The organism is Providencia sp. PROV003, assembly GCF_045040775.1.
Classification (GTDB): Bacteria; Pseudomonadota; Gammaproteobacteria; order Enterobacterales; family Enterobacteriaceae; genus Providencia; species Providencia huashanensis.
The window spans coordinates 2,341,710-2,358,984 of sequence record NZ_CP096369.1 but is presented as its reverse complement, the minus strand read 5'-3'; the positions used below and the strand labels follow the sequence as shown (position 1 = coordinate 2,358,984).

20 protein-coding genes and 1 other RNA gene are annotated in these 17,275 nt (G+C 36.5%); 10 read left to right on the top strand and 11 right to left on the bottom strand.

Annotated features, from left to right (window positions below; translation table 11 throughout):
• Window positions 1-75: 75 nt before the first annotated feature.
• The 3 genes from nadK (at window position 76) to bamE (ending at window position 3,227) form a co-directional block, all read left to right on the top strand.
• The gene (nadK, locus tag M1F14_RS10695) at window positions 76-975 is read left to right on the top strand and encodes an NAD(+) kinase (protein ID WP_042845373.1); all 900 of its coding nucleotides are present in this window, start codon (window positions 76-78) and stop codon (window positions 973-975) included.
• Between the two features lie 85 nt (window positions 976-1,060).
• Complete coding sequence (gene recN, locus M1F14_RS10690) at window positions 1,061-2,722, top strand: DNA repair protein RecN (RefSeq protein WP_181468619.1); 1,662 nt, start codon at window positions 1,061-1,063, stop codon at window positions 2,720-2,722.
• Between the two features lie 112 nt (window positions 2,723-2,834).
• Window positions 2,835-3,227 carry an outer membrane protein assembly factor BamE gene (bamE, locus tag M1F14_RS10685; protein WP_042844747.1) on the top strand — a complete coding sequence of 131 codons (393 nt, stop codon included), beginning with the start codon at window positions 2,835-2,837 and terminating at the stop codon, window positions 3,225-3,227.
• Window positions 3,228-3,408: 181 nt separating this feature from the next.
• Here bamE and M1F14_RS10680 read toward each other — a convergent pair whose 3' ends face one another.
• Both M1F14_RS10680 and M1F14_RS10675 read right to left on the bottom strand, forming a co-directional pair.
• Complete coding sequence (locus tag M1F14_RS10680; protein ID WP_208292020.1) at window positions 3,409-3,714, bottom strand: RnfH family protein; 306 nt, start codon at window positions 3,712-3,714, stop codon at window positions 3,409-3,411.
• Complete coding sequence (locus tag M1F14_RS10675; RefSeq protein WP_197679461.1) at window positions 3,698-4,132, bottom strand: type II toxin-antitoxin system RatA family toxin; 435 nt, start codon at window positions 4,130-4,132, stop codon at window positions 3,698-3,700. The genes M1F14_RS10680 and M1F14_RS10675 overlap by 17 nt, the downstream gene beginning before the upstream one ends.
• Before the next feature lie 153 nt (window positions 4,133-4,285).
• Between M1F14_RS10675 and smpB the strand changes: the two genes are divergently transcribed.
• The 4 genes from smpB (at window position 4,286) to M1F14_RS10655 (ending at window position 8,653) form a co-directional block, all read left to right on the top strand.
• Window positions 4,286-4,768: an SsrA-binding protein SmpB gene (gene smpB / locus M1F14_RS10670; protein WP_181468620.1), complete on the top strand. Its 483-nt coding sequence runs from the start codon at window positions 4,286-4,288 to the stop codon at window positions 4,766-4,768.
• A 48-nt stretch (window positions 4,769-4,816) separates the two neighbouring features.
• Window positions 4,817-5,180: a transfer-messenger RNA gene (ssrA, locus tag M1F14_RS10665) on the top strand.
• Window positions 5,181-5,344: 164 nt separating this feature from the next.
• Window positions 5,345-6,553, top strand: a complete 1,209-nt coding sequence (locus tag M1F14_RS10660; protein WP_181468621.1) for an integrase domain-containing protein — start codon at window positions 5,345-5,347, stop codon at window positions 6,551-6,553.
• 45 nt (window positions 6,554-6,598) lie between these two features.
• Complete coding sequence (locus M1F14_RS10655) at window positions 6,599-8,653, top strand: DUF4238 domain-containing protein (RefSeq protein ID WP_181468622.1); 2,055 nt, start codon at window positions 6,599-6,601, stop codon at window positions 8,651-8,653.
• Between the two features lie 101 nt (window positions 8,654-8,754).
• Here M1F14_RS10655 and M1F14_RS10650 read toward each other — a convergent pair whose 3' ends face one another.
• From M1F14_RS10650 to M1F14_RS10610, 9 genes are all read right to left on the bottom strand, one after another.
• Window positions 8,755-10,380 (bottom strand): DUF927 domain-containing protein, encoded by a 1,626-nt coding sequence (locus M1F14_RS10650; protein ID WP_181468623.1) that lies wholly within the window; start codon window positions 10,378-10,380, stop codon window positions 8,755-8,757.
• Window positions 10,381-10,556: 176 nt separating this feature from the next.
• Window positions 10,557-11,318: a hypothetical protein gene (locus tag M1F14_RS10645; protein WP_181468624.1), complete on the bottom strand. Its 762-nt coding sequence runs from the start codon at window positions 11,316-11,318 to the stop codon at window positions 10,557-10,559.
• Between the two features lie 74 nt (window positions 11,319-11,392).
• Window positions 11,393-11,581, bottom strand: a complete 189-nt coding sequence (locus tag M1F14_RS10640; protein ID WP_181468625.1) for an AlpA family phage regulatory protein — start codon at window positions 11,579-11,581, stop codon at window positions 11,393-11,395.
• A 99-nt stretch (window positions 11,582-11,680) separates the two neighbouring features.
• Entirely contained in the window at window positions 11,681-12,358 is a 678-nt protein-coding gene (locus M1F14_RS10635) for a hypothetical protein (RefSeq protein WP_181468626.1), read from the bottom strand.
• Between the two features lie 102 nt (window positions 12,359-12,460).
• Window positions 12,461-12,976: a hypothetical protein gene (locus M1F14_RS10630; RefSeq protein ID WP_181468627.1), complete on the bottom strand. Its 516-nt coding sequence runs from the start codon at window positions 12,974-12,976 to the stop codon at window positions 12,461-12,463.
• Between the two features lie 70 nt (window positions 12,977-13,046).
• Window positions 13,047-13,481 carry a DUF2787 family protein gene (locus tag M1F14_RS10625; RefSeq protein ID WP_181468628.1) on the bottom strand — a complete coding sequence of 145 codons (435 nt, stop codon included), beginning with the start codon at window positions 13,479-13,481 and terminating at the stop codon, window positions 13,047-13,049.
• A gap of 279 nt (window positions 13,482-13,760) precedes the next feature.
• On the bottom strand, window positions 13,761-14,078 hold the full coding sequence (locus M1F14_RS10620; RefSeq protein WP_181468629.1) for a hypothetical protein: 318 nt from the start codon (window positions 14,076-14,078) through the stop codon (window positions 13,761-13,763).
• Window positions 14,079-14,087: 9 nt separating this feature from the next.
• On the bottom strand, window positions 14,088-14,429 hold the full coding sequence (locus tag M1F14_RS10615; protein WP_181468630.1) for a hypothetical protein: 342 nt from the start codon (window positions 14,427-14,429) through the stop codon (window positions 14,088-14,090).
• A gap of 107 nt (window positions 14,430-14,536) precedes the next feature.
• Window positions 14,537-14,812, bottom strand: coding sequence for a helix-turn-helix transcriptional regulator (locus tag M1F14_RS10610; protein WP_181468631.1), 276 nt, complete (start codon window positions 14,810-14,812; stop codon window positions 14,537-14,539).
• A 137-nt stretch (window positions 14,813-14,949) separates the two neighbouring features.
• Here M1F14_RS10610 and M1F14_RS10605 point away from each other — a divergent pair, with 137 nt between their 5' ends.
• The 3 genes from M1F14_RS10605 to M1F14_RS10595 all read left to right on the top strand — a co-directional run bounded on the left by M1F14_RS10605 (window position 14,950) and on the right by M1F14_RS10595 (window position 17,264).
• Window positions 14,950-15,366 carry a hypothetical protein gene (locus M1F14_RS10605; protein ID WP_181468632.1) on the top strand — a complete coding sequence of 139 codons (417 nt, stop codon included), beginning with the start codon at window positions 14,950-14,952 and terminating at the stop codon, window positions 15,364-15,366.
• 61 nt (window positions 15,367-15,427) lie between these two features.
• Entirely contained in the window at window positions 15,428-16,192 is a 765-nt protein-coding gene (locus M1F14_RS10600) for a DNA translocase FtsK (RefSeq protein WP_232370489.1), read from the top strand.
• 154 nt (window positions 16,193-16,346) lie between these two features.
• Entirely contained in the window at window positions 16,347-17,264 is a 918-nt protein-coding gene (locus M1F14_RS10595; protein ID WP_181468633.1) for a hypothetical protein, read from the top strand.
• Window positions 17,265-17,275: the final 11 nt, after the last annotated feature.

Sequence of the window (17,275 nt, the reverse complement as noted above, 5' to 3'; positions counted from 1 at the left end):
TCCCCTATATGAGAGTATTATGGGGATCTAATACAGGGATTCAAGGGAAGTCATACAATGAGAGGCCAAAAAAGTATGCGAAAGGGCAATAATACACCACAATCACAATTTAAAACGATAGGCATTGTCGGGCACCCAAGGCATCCGGAAGCATTGGCAACTCATGAATTAATTTATCATTGGCTAATTTCAAAAAATTACCATGCAATTATTGATAAACAAGTTGCCAAAGATCTGAAGCTGGCTAATGCCAATACAGGGTCATTAACCGATATTGGCCAACAAGCAGACCTCGTCGTCGTCGTTGGGGGTGATGGTAACATGCTGGGTGCTGCTCGCATTTTATCCCGCTATAATAATAAAGTTATCGGCGTAAACCGGGGTAACCTCGGTTTTTTAACTGACCTCGACCCTGATAATGCCTTACAGCAGCTTTCTCGGGTCCTTGAAGGTGAATATCGCGAAGAAAAACGTTTTCTATTAGAAGCTCAGGTTATCAAAAGTAATCAAAAATCACGGAAAAGTACTGCAATCAACGAAATTGTTCTGCACCCAGGTAAAGTCGCTCATATGATCGAATTTGAAGTCTATATTGATGAAAAGTTCGCATTCTCTCAGCGCTCTGATGGCTTAATCATTGCAACTCCAACTGGCTCTACCGCCTATTCACTTTCTGCGGGAGGCCCTATTTTAACACCTAATTTAGACGCCATTGTCTTAGTCCCTATGTTCCCTCATACCCTGTCATCACGGCCACTCGTTATTAGTAGTGATAGCAGTATCCGTTTAAAGTTTTTACGCACAAATATCGACTATGAAGTCAGTTGTGACAGCCAAATTATGCTGCCAATTCAAGATGGTGAAGAGGTTATAATTAAACGCAGTAATAAAAACCTTAACCTAGTTCACCCCCAAGACTATAACTATTTCAATACGTTAAGTTCAAAATTAGGATGGGCTAAAAAAACTTTTTAATTTTTTTGCGCTACCTCTTTACTGTATAAAAAAACAGTTTAAACTGTATGAAAACACAGGTGTGTATTTTTACAGGAGAGCGCAGATGCTTACTCAATTAACCATCAATAATTTTGCTATCGTTCGTGAATTAGAAATTGATTTTCGTAATGGCATGACCACCATCACAGGTGAAACAGGTGCGGGTAAATCTATCGCTATTGATGCGCTCGGCCTGTGTTTAGGGGAACGTGGTGAAGCCAATATGGTACGCTCTGGCACTCAACGTGCAGATTTGTGCGCCCGCTTCTCCCTTGCAGATGCAAAAATGGCCGCAAATTGGTTAGCTGAACATCAACTTGATAACCAAAATGAGTGCCTATTACGCCGTACAATATCTTCTGATGGCCGCTCCCGTGGCTTTATTAATGGCGTATCCGTACCTCTTTCGCAGCTTAGGGAACTCGGTGCTTTACTAATCCAAATCCATGGTCAGCACGCTCATCAATTATTACTTGATAATACTCACCAAAAATCACTACTAGATGCCTATGCAAATCAACAAGAACTACTCTCGCAAATGAAACAAGCTTGGCAGGTTTGGCATAACTCTTGCCAGCAATTGGCCATTTTTCAAAAACAAATGCAAGAATATGAAGCTCGTCAGCAGCTATTAGAATATCATTTGAAAGAATTAAATGAATTTATGCCCATCCAAGGGGAATTTGAAGAAATTGACCAAGAATATAAACAATTAGCAAATTATGGTCAGTTTTTAACGCTTGGGCAAACTGCGGCTCAAATATTATCAGACAATGATGAAGCCAACGTGATGGGCCTGTTGAGCATGGCAAAAAATGAGTTATCTGAATTAGTCACTCTCAATCCTAAGTTTTCAGGGTTACTGGATATGCTCGAAGAGGCTTCAATCCAAGTCAGTGAAGTCAGTGATGAAATAAAACATTATTGCGATCAGTACGAACTTGACCCCAATCGCTTGTTTGAACTTGAACAACGCATTTCTAAACAAATTAGCCTAGCGCGTAAACATCATGTTACTCCTGAAGCACTACCAGAACTATTTCAACAGTTACTAAAGGAGCAAGAACAAATTTCCAATCAAAATGAAGATTGTGAAGCATTAAATGCTCAAGTTATTAATGATCACCAAAAAGCATTAGCTTGCGCTAAGCGCTTACACCACATGCGCCTGCATTATGCCCAAGAGTTAAGTTCATTAATTACCAATAGCATGCACCAACTATCTATGCCCCACGGCCTGTTTACTATTGATGTAAAATTTGTTCCGGAACAGTTGCAAATCGACGGTGCTTGTAAGATTGAATTCAATGTTACGACTAACCCCGGTCAGCCTCATCAAGCTTTAAGTAAAGTTGCATCCGGCGGTGAATTATCACGCATAGCATTAGCTATCCAAGTTATTACCGCTAAAAAAATGGACACCCCAGCCTTAATTTTTGATGAAGTCGATGTCGGTATCAGTGGGCCAACAGCAGCGATTGTTGGTAAATTATTACGTGAATTAGGTGAGTCGACGCAGGTTATGTGTGTAACCCATCTACCGCAAGTTGCTGGTTGTGGTCATCATCATTTTTATGTCAGTAAAGAAACCAATGGCGTAGAAACTGAAACACATATGCAATTACTGGACAAAAAATCAAGGTTACAAGAACTTGCCCGACTTCTTGCCGGTTCAGAAGTCACAAAAAATACACTGGCAAATGCAAAAGAATTACTCGCAGCGTAATTTTTGACAACTTTTTTACGCTCATGTGGTCTTAGAGTCGATAAGGAAGGTTTTAAAATGTATCAATGTCGATTATCATTGATGTTCTGACTCCAAAAGGAATGAGATATCCATGCGTTATAAATTGTTAACTGCTGCTGCACTATCACTCGCATTAATGTCTACGGGCTGTTCAATGATGGAACGTCTTGTCTATCACCCTGACATTAACCAAGGTAATTACCTCACAGCGAAAGATGTTGCCAAGATCCAAAAAGGAATGACACAGCAACAGGTCGCTTACACTTTGGGCACACCAATGTTATCCGACCCGTTTGGTACTCAGACTTGGTATTATGTTTTCCGCCAAGAGCTCGGGCATGACCCAGTTCAGCAAGAGACTTTAACTCTAATTTTTGATCGCAATGGTATTTTAACTGATATCAAAAATGAGAAAAACCTTGCAGCCCAAGAGTCAATGGAAGCCGCTGAAACTAAAGCATCCGAGACCAAGTCAGCTGACTAATCATATAGTTAGGGCTTTATGAAACTATCTACCTGTATCATTAACTACATATTTGAACAGGTAGTTATTTTGAATGAACATTGTTATACCACTCTTATTTCCAAAGCAATTTGAAGATATTAAGTCTACATAACAAAAAAACCGAGCTATCGCTCGGTTCATCAAAATCATATTAGCTCTATCAACTATTTTTTGTTTCTTTAGATTTTTCAGCGCGCTTTCGACGTAATTCTTTCGGGTCTGCAATTAAAGGCCGGTAAATTTCAATCCGATCACCATCTTGCACTTTATCTGTCAACTTTGCAGGGCGGCTATAAATACCCACTTTATTTTTCTTTAAATCGATATCATCACGCAACGCAAGAATTCCAGAGGCAATTATTGCATCCTCAATTGTTGTACCATCAGCAACCTTCACTGATAACAAAAATTGTTTTTCCGGCAATGCATAGGTTACTTCGATACTAAGCTCAGACACTGTAAACATCCTTAGCTCTTAAAGTAAAGGCTTGAACCATGTTGTTCGCCAATTCCTTAAAAATTTTACCGAATGCTAACTCTATTAATTTATTAGTAAATTCAAAATCAAGATGAAATTCGATTTTGCATGCATCAGCACTTAAAGGAATAAATTTCCACCCTCCAGATAACTTGCTAAATGGCCCTTCGACCAACTGCATGTGAATACACTTGTTATCCTCAAGTACATTTTTAGTAATAAAGGTTTTGCTGATCCCCGCTTTTGACACTTCAACTGAAGCTGTCATTTCATCAGAACTGTGGCTAATAATTCGGCTACCTACACACCCAGGCAAAAAACTTGGGTATGAAATAACGTCATTGACGAGTTTATACATTTGTTCTGCGCTGAAAGGGACTAACGCAGAGCGACTAATCTGTGGCATATCAATTCCTATCCCCAAAAACTGAGCATATAATACCATCATTGACTGGTTAAACAAAAAACAAAACCCATACAGGGCAAGATTTGCACAATCAGAAAAATATCAGCTTAGAAAGATTTCTTTCAACTCAGCTTACAGTATAATGATTGCACTATGACAAAGAAAAAACCATATAAACCCGGTTCAGCAACAATTGCTATGAACAAGCGTGCTCGCCACGAATATTCTATCGAAGAGGAGTTCGAGGCGGGTTTGTCCCTACAAGGTTGGGAAGTTAAATCACTACGCGCTGGCAAAGCCAATATTGGTGATAGCTACGTGCTTTTACGTAACGGTGAAGCCTACTTATTTGGTGCAAACTTTACACCACTTACTGTTGCATCATCCCATGTAGTGTGTGATCCAACCCGTAGCCGAAAACTACTTCTGAATCAACGTGAATTAGACACACTTTACGGCAAAGTTAATCGTGAAGGGTATACCGTTATTGCACTTTCCCTCTATTGGAAAAATGCATGGTGTAAAGTCAAAATTGGTGTTGCAAGGGGTAAAAAAGCCCATGATAAACGTTCTGATATCAAAGATCGTGAATGGCAACTCGATAAAGCACGTATAATGAAACATTCTAATCGCTAAGTTCTAGCTTTATAGGATAATTTTCTGTTATACTGTGCTCAACAACTTGGGGCTGATTCTGGATTCGACGGGATTTGCGAAACCCAAGGTGCATGCCGAGGGGCGGTTGGCCTCGTAAAAAGCCGCAAAAAAATAGTCGCAAACGACGAAAACTACGCACTAGCAGCTTAATAACCTGCTTAGAGCCCTCTCTCCCTAGCCTCCGCTCTTAGGACGGGGATCAAGAGAGGTCAAACCCAAAAGAGATCGCGTGAATGCCTTGCCTGGGGTTGCAGCGTTAAACTTAATCAGGATAGTTTGTTAGTGGCGTGTCTGTCCGCAGCTGGCAAATGAATTTAAAGACTAGACTAAGCATGTAGTACCGAGGATGTAGAAATTTCGGACGCGGGTTCAACTCCCGCCAGCTCCACCAAATATAGTGTCATTGATGTTCAGTGATGATTAAAAAGCCTTCAATTTCATAGTTGAAGGCTTTTTTTATATGTATTAATGGTCAGTTATGTTCAGTGACAAGCAAAAATTTTAGTTATATCATTAGTTATATTCTCTATGTATAACTAAAAGGCGTATAACTACATGGCGCGTACAACAGTTCCACTCAGTGATACCAAGCTTAAATCAGCAAAACCCAAGGATAAAGATTATACGCTGCAAGATGGAAATGGCTTATATCTACTAATCAAAACAACTGGCTCAAAAATATGGCGCTTTAACTACTACCGCCCTATAACCAAGAAACGAGCGCTTATTAGCTTTGGTAGCTATCCTACAGTTAGTCTTTTAGATGCTCGGCTTAAACGTGAAAACGCACGGGAGCTTCTAGCTAAAAATATAGATCCACAAGAACACAAAAAAGCTGAAGAACAACGCCTATTTGAAGAAAAAAATAATACTTTTGAAAAAATAGCTCAGCAGTGGTTCGAAATCAAAAGTAAATCTAGCTTGCAAGAATCAACTTTGAAAGATATTTGGCGTTCTCTTGAGCTGCATGTACTTCCTCATGTTGGTGATATAGCAATAACTGATTTAAAAGCTCGCCATTTTATTAGCGCATTAGAACCCTTAAAAGCACAAGGCAAACTAGAATCAGTTAAACGAGTAGCGCAACGCATTAATGAAGTGATGTTTTATGCTGTGAATGTTGGCTTTCTTGATGCTAACCCTGCTGCAAAAATTACCGCTGCCTTTGAAAATCCAGTTGTAAAAAACTTACCTGCATTAAAACCTGATCAGCTTCCTGAATTGATGGCTGCAATCCAAGGAGTCAACATTGAGCGACAAACTTATTGTTTACTGCAATGGCAATTATTAACTATGACTCGCCCAGCCGAAGCAGCCGAAGCAGCATGGTGTGAGATCGATCTTGATAATAAGCTTTGGACTATCCCACCAGCAAGAATGAAGATGAAAAGAGAACATATCATTCCTCTCTCTCCTCAAGCATTGGCAATATTAGAAACTATGAAACCTATAAGCGGCCATAGGGAACACATTTTTCCTAGTATGAAATCACCACACACTAAACCAATGAATAGCCAAACAGTTAATGCGGCTATCAAGCGTGTTGGCTTTGCAGGTCGCCTTGTAGCACATGGATTCCGTTCAATTGCATCAACTGCATTAAATGAGCATGGATTTCAACCTGATGTGATTGAAGCAGCTTTAGCCCATATCGATAGCAATGAGGTACGACGTGCTTATAACCGAGCTATTTATCTCGAACAAAGGCGTGAAATGATGGATTGGTGGGGCGAGTTTGTTGATAAAGCAATAAAAAGAAATTAAGTAAATTTTATATGCCGCATTTATTATAAAGCATAGGAATAGATCATGTCAGGTAGAATGCAACATTATATACCCCAATCGTTTCTACGTGGGTTTTCACTAGATCAAAAATCTCAGCAAACATACGTTTATAATAAAAACAAAAGTTATATATCCAATATTAATCGCATTGCAGTACAGCGTGATTTTTATTCTATCCCCTCACTTAATGGTGAAGAAACTCTTGATGATAAAATTACTAACTATGAAAGTAATAGACTAGGTGTACTACTTGGTAATTTACGTCTATCTGAAGTAGGTTCTAGCATAGATCCATATATTGCAGCTGAAGTTATCGCACACCTATCACCAAGAAGTAAAAGTATCCGAAGTATGTTTGGAAATGCCACTAATCAATTGATTGTTGGAATATCTGATATATTTTCGAACAAAGAGGCGGTTCTATCTGTAATGGAATTAAATGATCCCTTACCGAATAAAACATGGAGAGATCGTTTTTCATCCCTGCTTAATGATGACCTAGAGCTAAAAAAATTAATTGACTTTGTTATGAGTAAAACAAACATTCCAAAAACTACATTAGAAAAAATTGGGTATATGCTTATAAAGGAGAATATTTTAGGTGATACATTGCCTGTTAATGAGTTAGCCAAATATGTTTTATCAATATTAATTAATAATATTGATAAAACCATAGAGAGTGCCCATAAAAAATTTCTTAATAGTGAAATAATTGTTGAACCACGTAAACAATCACTTGTTGAATTTACATGGTTCATTTCATCAGCACAAGGAGAAGGCGCTATAATGCCCGATTGTATAGCGATTGCGCTGGATGAAGAAGGAGTGTATTTACCTTACATAATGGCTTCTGGTACTTCAATTATTGTCATGCCTTTAACATCAGAGAAAATTCTCATAGGTTTAAAGTCTATTGACTCTATACCTGATCTATCTAATTTTAACAACGAAGCATCAGCATGTTGTTCTGAATTTTTCATTTCATCATCTTCAAATCATGCCTATTTATCTGAAAATATAGGTAACCGTTGGAAAACTAAATCTGATTTTATCGTTCATGATTCACTAAATGAACTATTGAATAAAAATCAAACCAAGAATGAAGTAATATCTGACCTTAATTCTATTCCATCTGTAAGCTTTCAATTAAACTTTACTAATTGGTCGACAGATTTTGATATTCAAAGCATCAACAAAGTGATTAAGACTATCATACATAGCATGTGTCATTCACTTAATCTCAATGTTTTAGATGCCATTACTTTCACCTCTAACTTTGAAAAATCATTATCAGAAATTGATAGAGGGTTTAAATTAAACGATATATATGAAGGAACTCCTGATTACATTGCGCAAGGAGTAGCTGCTCTACTAGTTATAAAAGATGGCAAACCTAAAGTGCACCTTGTTCTTCATCAAGAATATGCATTATCTTTAATTGAAGACAATTTTGATAATACAGAAATAGCTCTACACTTTCTTGTAGCAGGACTGGCTATAGTACATATAACTGACAAAATTGAAAAAATATTACCTAACTTATTAATGGAACCCTTCAAAACATTTAATCATTCAGCTGTACTACACTGCGCACTGCGTAAAGCAGTGAGGGCTTATCAATATTCATACATTAGTGCAAATTTTGGTTCAGCAGAAATAATTGAAGAAGAATATTATAATTACTTTATAACTACATTTGATGTTTCTCAGTCCAACATATTAAAAGCAAAAGAGGAATATAAGGTAGATAGAGATAGTAATAAATTTCTTTGCTCTTTGATTAATGATGTAGGTAATATTTTAACCTGTACAGCTAGAGTAGTTGGGCACCTACAAGGAGCTAAAGGAATTTTTATACCACCAGAAAAATCATTAATTGAAACTGTAATATTGTCACACCAATTAACTGGATGGGTGAACGCTTTTGCAAGTGATTTACATACTTTTTGGAATATTGAGTTGTGGTCTAAAGACGATTTCTATGCTCTAAATATTCATGTTGAGCGATTATTATGGCCTCATCATATATTTTTATTTCCTACTGACGACAACATAGATACAACTATTTTGTCTTTATAAGGTTTAATTCTTAAATGGCATAATTGTAACTTAAAATATTTAAAGGTCATCCTAAAGCACTCTGGATGACCTTTTTATAAAACAACTTGTTGCTTTAAAGGTTAGCTTACAACATCAACTTTCAAGCAATAACGACGACTTAATTTCACGCCATTAACCTTGCACTGGCGAGTGCTTTTGCCTTGGGCATCAGTAAGTAACTTTCCTTCTGAGACCAACTGGCGAATCACAGTTTTTTTATTCCCAATAATATTACCATCAAAAAATGATGATTTTACTGCGACACACTGTACCTCTTTGATTTGAACAACAATGGCATTTAAATTGTTTAGTTTGTCCTTATCTACGAGACTCTTTTTCGGTTTGCAGGGATTTTTCAATGCATCTAATAGCTTTTGATTGAAAACAACCTTTTTAATAGGGTTTTGATCTATAGCTTTCAGATAACAATGTGTAATTCCATCAAAAACCTCCTTCTCAGTAAAGGGGAGAACCTTAGTTTTAATACCGAGTATCCCACTTGCGTAAGCTAAAGCAAAACGAGTAGCTATACGTTTATCTAATCCATTAGAACCTACATTATTCATCTCCAAGAATTTAGTAATATAGTCGTTGAGCTTATTAGTAATATACTCTGGAGATTTTTTGCTAACCTGTGTCAGTATCTTCTGTAAGAACGCATCTCCAGCTGTGCCATAATAGTTATTGCAATTTTCTTTCAAATATTCTGCATATTCAGCAGATGACGATACACCTTCAGGTAATGAACTAAAAATACCCATATCATTATCACAATCAACAGGAACATCTATGAATCGAGCTATTTCACCATTCTTACGACTCATTAGACCAGAGCTGGCATGTTGGCTTAAAGCTTCTTCTCCGTTGCTTAAAGCGACTAATTGCCAACTTGCCGAACGTTCTTGATAGGTATGACTTCTTGACTTTCCAGTACCAGAACCTAGCATATACACAAATTTTTGCATTTTTTGGGCGGCAGTTTGACGATTGGAATCTATTAAAATAAGTTCGTCAGTCAATAGCAATCCATGATTACGAGACTCCGCTTGCTGCTCAAATGCAGCTTCAGTGATATTCCAATCAAGAATGTATGAGGAATCCCCAAATACAGAAGCTGCTGATTTTAACACTGTACTTTTCCCCGAAGAACTACCACCATAAATATGTTTTCCACCAGATTCTATCTCTGTAAAATAAATACACATGCCAGCAAAAGCTGAACATAAGCAAAGCATAACATAAGGACTATATTTAGCAGTTTCTGCGACCTTCTTTTTCCATTGTTCTAATGTGCCTTTAGCCTGACATGAGTAATTAAACGTTCTAGCATTAGGATTTGGAAATATCTTCAAGCCATTATGTCCACCTAATAATTCTCCTGAATTTTTAATATAGTAGAGTTCATTATCAACATAAAGAAAACCTGGTTTATTACACAGTACAATTCTTTCATCACAATCACCTAAAATAATATTAAAAACTCCATTAAAGTTTTCATGGATAACTTTAGGTTTAAATCCATTCTCTAATAGAAGGCTTTTAAGTTTATTAGGTACTGCAATTATTGACGCTGGAATTAATAAAAAAACATCCTTATTTTTATTTACATTGAAAAACTCAACTAAACGATAAGATTCTTGCCCTTCATCTTGATATGATAAAGCAACAAGCTTAATATATTTTGAATCTATTTTCTTTCTAGTCATAAAGGCCTCTTTGATAATCACTAAATCACCAAATCACCATTTACAACACCAATATGTATTAGTATTATACTAATATAGATACGTTAACCAGTGTTCATTCCAAAAACTATCAGACTAATCAATCTTCCATATCTACAGGCATACTGGTGCTGTCTAAACAGAGATCTAGAATTTAGTTACTGGAAATTACACTTAAAAAATATGTCACTGAATTTCAGTGTATCTAGCTTAACTAGTGAATCAGCAAACATACGACTATTTGATATACGGCGTTTACTGCTGTGCTTGAGCTTTCCCTCCTTATTAGTAAAAAATGCCATTTCGCACCACATGATTTTAGTTATATACTTGATAACCCCGCCAATATCATTAATTTCATCAACCACCATAGGTCTATTTTTAATGCCTTGCCGAGAGCTTAAATTCTTAGATGACTTCATGTAATCTCTAAGAGATTTGATTTTTTCACTTTCATTAGGAATTAATAAATGAAAATGAGGTTGATAATAACTAAAATTAATGCTCTCATATAAGTGGAGATCTAATTCTAGACTGCCAAAAATAAAGTTATTAAAACCAATAGATTTAAGCTTCTTTCTTAATTTATCCTTTAATAAATTAGGATTGAAATCTGGCAATTCATTTATTGTAATTTTATCTTTATAAAAAATAAGAGTGACAAAAACATATTTTTTATTTATATAATTACCGAATTGATTAACTATGTCTAGCTGCTTAACCTTAATGCATTGAGCACAAGCCAAACTATTGCAATTATATTCCTCTTCGCAATCTTGAATTTTCCTAGCTAATTTTTTATAACGTTTATTTTTTGTTTTCTTATAAATAAGATTCAGTATTTTAATTCTTTCGTTATTCTCCTTTTTTTCTTCACTGCTTCGTCTATTTATACTTATCCTATTGGCATAGATTTTCATAACATAATACTCTCTTCCAGATAATAAAGATAAAATTATCCATAATCTAATATTTAAACTATGTTAGTTATTAATTATTTTACAGTGCGAGTATTAAGCCATTCTTGAACAGCATTTAGATCATAGCCAATACGCCTGATCCCGATGCGAATTCGAGGAGGAAAACCAGCTTTACGCTCAAGATTGTATACTGAGTTCCGAGAACGGACATCAAGGATTAACATCACTTCTGCCATGCTACAAATTTTTATCATCTTACTCATGTGTAACCTCTTTTTGCTATACGTCTATTAGTTACTGAATGGGTTACAGCATACGAAGTAACACATGACTAAAAAAGGGGAGCATTTTTCATTGTTTTACTAACCTAGCTTTTTTATTTCATTCATGATATAGGTGTCGCCTCTTAAATATTTTTTCGCGGTATCAATACTGCTGGTCAACAACACCATTGAACACTCTGAGCAATGGCTACTTAAAGTCGCTTCCGCAACTTTTTCTTGTGTTATTTTTCCCCGAATGCCTCTACATTTTTCAGTGTGAAAGGTTAGTACGTGTTTGGCCTTGATTAAAAATTTTTCTTTCTCTTGTTCAAAGCGTTTTTTATTACCATGGGGTGCAATCTTTAAGTTTTTGAGTGACTTTTTTATTATTTTTAAATATTTATCCTCAACAGAAAGCTCATCTAATAGATTGGAATTAATGCAACTGCCATATAGTGGGTGAGTGAGTTCTAAAGAAGCTATTTCAATTTGTTTTGATGAATAAGGTTTTACTAATATTTCGGTAATCATTCCGTCTCTACTTTCAAGCCCATACTCGAGTATATGCAAAATATGATTTCTACTTGGGTAGACAATTTCATCGTAATTCTTTGTTCCTGTAGTATTGCTATACCCTTTTCCTCGCCAATCTAATACAAACTCGATATGATGATTTTTCCATATACCGATAATGCTATCCTCAGTACACGCAATACCTTCATTTTTCATTTTTTGTATAATATTTGGTATTGTATGTACAACAATATGATTGTTCATATCATTTAGCCCTTTCCATTCATTTATAACTCTTAATAATGAATATTAATAAGCTAATGTATGATTAGCAATCAGATAAAATTAATAAGGCGAATATGAAAACTAAGTGACTTCAACAAAATAAATAGATTCACTATACAACCGCCGTACCTTGTTACCCCTTAATCCATAACGAGTGCGGCTCACTCTCTCTTGCTGGTGGCTATCAAAGAAATAGAGATATTCACTGTCCATACGCTCCACCAGCGACCAATGCCACTGATCACCCAGAAGAATGAGCCGACGTGAGGTTGTATGTGCGCTCAAGAACACCTGACAAGCAGACAGTATTTTTTGTGTGGTCAGCCCATCTTTGTAACGAAATGGCGTAGTGACGTGTAGAGGGGCTTGTGATGGGTATTTTGAGGTTAGGCGCTTAATCAAGTAATCCATTTCAGGAATATCAATACCTTGGGTTAAACACTTGTACAGTGACCAGTATTCGCTGTATTCACGCAAAAGATAATTAAATAACGGGCGGGGCTTAATGCGGTCGCCATAGAACCATGTACTCATATTCACCAGACTGTAAATCCCACAGAGGCAATCTAAATCACCTTGCTTGGACGGTATCAACATCAACTTAAACCTTCTATTGATTGTACTGTACTTAATGGGATCACCAGCGCTGGTATTATTTTTTACTTAATTAGTGGGTTTCCCACTGAATACTGACTTCATAACATTTCATTTTGTGGTACTGAATAAAATTGCGTTGCCACAGTTCAAACAGTGCTCCGCCCTCTTCTTCATCAATATCCCCCATCATAAAATGATAGATATAACCCTGTGACCAACAAATATCGAGTTCCTTTTCAAGCTCAGGATAATAGCTTCCCATGTATGAAAAATTGGTCACATAATCAAACTGCCATTGCTCATGCTGCCGTAACAAACGTATTTCGACAGGATGAAAACCGCCTGTTTCAGCACTATACAATGGGTCTCGAAAATTCATTGTAACCGCCCGAACAAGGGTTAAATCAATCGCTGAGTTAATCACTGAATTATCCAGTTCATGTAATAACAATTGGCTAAAAGCTTGTGCGATAGGCAAGCGTAGCCCTGACTGATGAATAGTCATATAAAGTGGCCTTTAAATAAAAAAGTAGAAATAAACCGTTAAGCACAACCCAATCATATTAGGGTATAGTGCCATGCTAATATTTTACCATAAATATTAGCAAAAACAAGTTATTTATTGTTTATAATCAGGTAGTTACATGAGTTTAGCCATCATTGCTATTTTGATATACGTACTGTGATTTTTATTAATGGCGGGGAATATTGATGTGGAAAGTGAATGAAATAATGGAAGCGTCAAAGGGTAAAATGCCAGCCTAATAATAGGCTGGCATAGCAATTAACCGTTGAGTAACGTAACAACAAAACTTTTTTTATCATCCGTGAGCTGTACGGAATAAATTACGGTGACAGAGCCTGCTTTTCCCGTTGCTTCCGCAGCACAGAGATAAACGCCTCGTTCTGCATTTTGGCGTTGCGTTCGCACATTCTCAAGCTGCTCATACATCGCCCAACCGACATGTTGATTGACGACTTGTAATGCTAATGCCTTTGCGCCATCACTATTACAATTAACAGCGCTCTCATTACATCCCGTTAAACCAACCATCGCCGTTAATACGCATAATTTCATCCACTGGTTCAGTTTCATTTTCACATTTTCACCTTACAGCAGAAAATTCACGGTGATCCCTGCTAATATATCGAGTGCAATCACCACCAACGCCACGTAATACCAAGCACGACGATTCGGTATTTTCACGATAAAGTAAAAACAGCAAATATCCCAAATGAGTATCAGCGCTTCTACTTTATTCAATGTCACCTTTTTAGTGATAAAAAATTCAATAATATTTAAGAAAAAAATCGGTAAAAACCAAAATAGCCAAAAGGTTTTTGCTAACCCAAAGCCCCCGTTGAGCAAACGCTGTTTAAATAAAGCTGGATCATTTAATCCTTTCGCTTCGTTTTCTTCTCGGATTTTTTGCAATTTATTTTTGATAGACATGACTGTTCCTTCAATTAAATGAATTAAGGTTTTTTTCCATGGTGTTGACGTTAGAATGGGTGCAATGCCTTACCGATAAGCAAGGGTAAATATTTAGGCTATTTCAATTACCGTCCATGATTATTAGATGATGGCTTATTGATGTAACGACTCGGCCATATTGTTTCAGGAGCCGTGCCAATCACATCCGCAATAATCTGTTCAGCTCTTGGGTAAGCTCGCTCTAGCGCATTATTTAACGTCCGAGAAGAAAGACCGTGCTCACGAGACAATTGCGCTAGTGTGACCCCTTTTTTATGCAAAGCCGCCACAATATCCGCACGGTGCCAATCCGAGGCACTTCCTTTTCGGGGCTTTTTTTGAGATGCTACAGGGTTAGACATAGTAATAACTCCACTGTTTAATTCCTCGTCTATTAAAAACCAATTAAAGGGAATTATCAATAGGTATCTTTATGATTTTAACATCTTTCTAGTGCGGTTATTTTATCCTTTTGATATATATGAGATTTATAAAAATCATGACTGATAAAAAACAACTAACTGAAATGGATAATGCGCCCAAGCTCTGGTTTACCAGTGGGGAGCTTGCGGCTATAGGAAAAGAAAAAGCTGACGATCCAACACGTTACCCTGAATATAAAGAGATGGATATCCCTACCACTGCGAAAGGCGTTAGAGTCCGTCTAGAGTCAATCACAGCACTCTATCCCCACTTTCGCAAGAAGAACCCTAATAAGCGCGGCGACCTCTATCATATTGATGCATTTAAGGTGATCCTAAACACGGATGAAAAAGAGCTCATCAAGCAAAATACACTATCTTCTGAAAGTGCAGATCTTAACCTTTTACTTGAAATCTACAAATCACTGCCAGTTGAGAAAAGAAAAGCACTATTAAAAAATGCGCTCACCATGAAACAGGAAGAATTAGATTAGTATCTTTTAATACCTTTTGTTATTTTAATAACTGTATTTTCGTCACTGACTCAGAGGCACTATGCAGTTATCTCACCACAACACGCTAGACAGCAGCTATGACCCATTGACAGTTAAAGCCATTGATTATGTCATTCTCATTAACAGAGCCTCACCGAGACGTTTACAGCGCCATTTTCGGATAGGATTTCACCGTGCTGAGCGCATTATTCATCAACTTGAGTATCTCGGTGTTATCACCCCGTTAAATCAATATGATTATCGTGAAGTGCAAGGATCCCCAACTCACAGCCGATCTTTTGATGCTTCAGCCTTTACAGCACCTATTGAGACAGCACAAGCACCTTTATTCAATGAATCACCGCTGGATACGCAATCCCTAGAATACCGTTGTTTGATTCAAGCTATCGTCTGGCAGCGCATTGTGGTCTGGGTCGAAGAAATAGAAGTTGAAGGCGGTACAGCCAATATCTTGAAATCTGTTTCTCCATTTGAATACCTGATTGACACCCACAGCGATGACATTTATCAGGATACTCTTCGCAACAATGCCAGTTCTTACCGTTTCCTTGCCACGCTGCGTCCTGAAACTCCATTGGACGTGTTACGACAACATGGACGAATTAGCTATCAGCCGTGCTGGAAATTGGCCCGTATAGCACAGGAAGAATGGCAAGGTTTATGGGTGCCAAATGAAGCAGGATGGGAAAGCATAAGTGAAGAAAATATTCATCAGCCAAGAGGGATTGGTGAGTGGCCTGATTTACCCCATAGAAGCATGAAACCATTGGTGCACGGGCTAGAGGAGATTATCTACGATACTTGATTTATTGGAAAAATCAGTTTTGACCTACTATTACGAATCAGTAGTTTTATCTGTTCTTTCCATTTTTACTATTATTCTTATTTTAAATAATTCAACTTAAGAAAAATATATTGTATAATAAATGCTTCCTTACATAACATGGTACTGTATTAGAATGGCCCTAAGCGAATATAAGTTTGAACGATGGTCTTCAAGAGACAAAAATTCTCGACCTTGGAGTATTTATAAAAAATATAATAATGAACTACTTAAAATGTACCTAACATCAAAGTCATCTAAAAATTACTTATATAAAAAACTTAAAGAAGATCAAGCCGAAAAAACTGACTCACCTGATATTCATTTTGAGCATAATTTAAACATAGATCCTGAAAATTATAAATTAAAATTTAAAGATATAGAAAATTGGTCTAAATCATATAACCAATTAGATAACTGGATAAATTTAAGCACACTAACATCTCTTTTATCAAATTTAGAAACCTACATGGCCACTATAGTAAGACTAGCTTTAGAGTCAGATATAGGAATCATATATAACTGTTCAAAAAGAATTGATGGTATAGAATTAGTAAAAAATAATGCATCATTAAAAAAAATAAACGAAGTACAAAATAACATTGTGACTTCCTGTGTTAAAGGAACTTGGTTAGATAGAGCAAACAATTTTGTTAATATATTTGGTTCTGCACCTCCTATCCTTAAGAAAAACATATCAGATTTAGATAAGATGAGAGTTTTACGAAATAATTTTTCTCATGCTTTTGGGCGAGACATTGAAAGTTCCAGAATAACTAAAAACACGCAGCCAATACCAATTACTAAATTGAGTGATGAAAAACTAATTAAATATTATTTAATAATAAAAAAAACTGCTCGATCCATAGATAAACAATTATTGGCTAATCACATAGGGGAGTTTTCACGATTACTATATCTGCATAGTAATTATTCAAAGATTGAAAAAAAAGAAAATAAACACATATCACTTAGAAAATTATTTAGTTCAGACGGCGACTCTGTAGGGGGTGAGTTCTGCAAAGGCTTACTAAACTATTATGATAACTTTTAAAAATTTAGGAT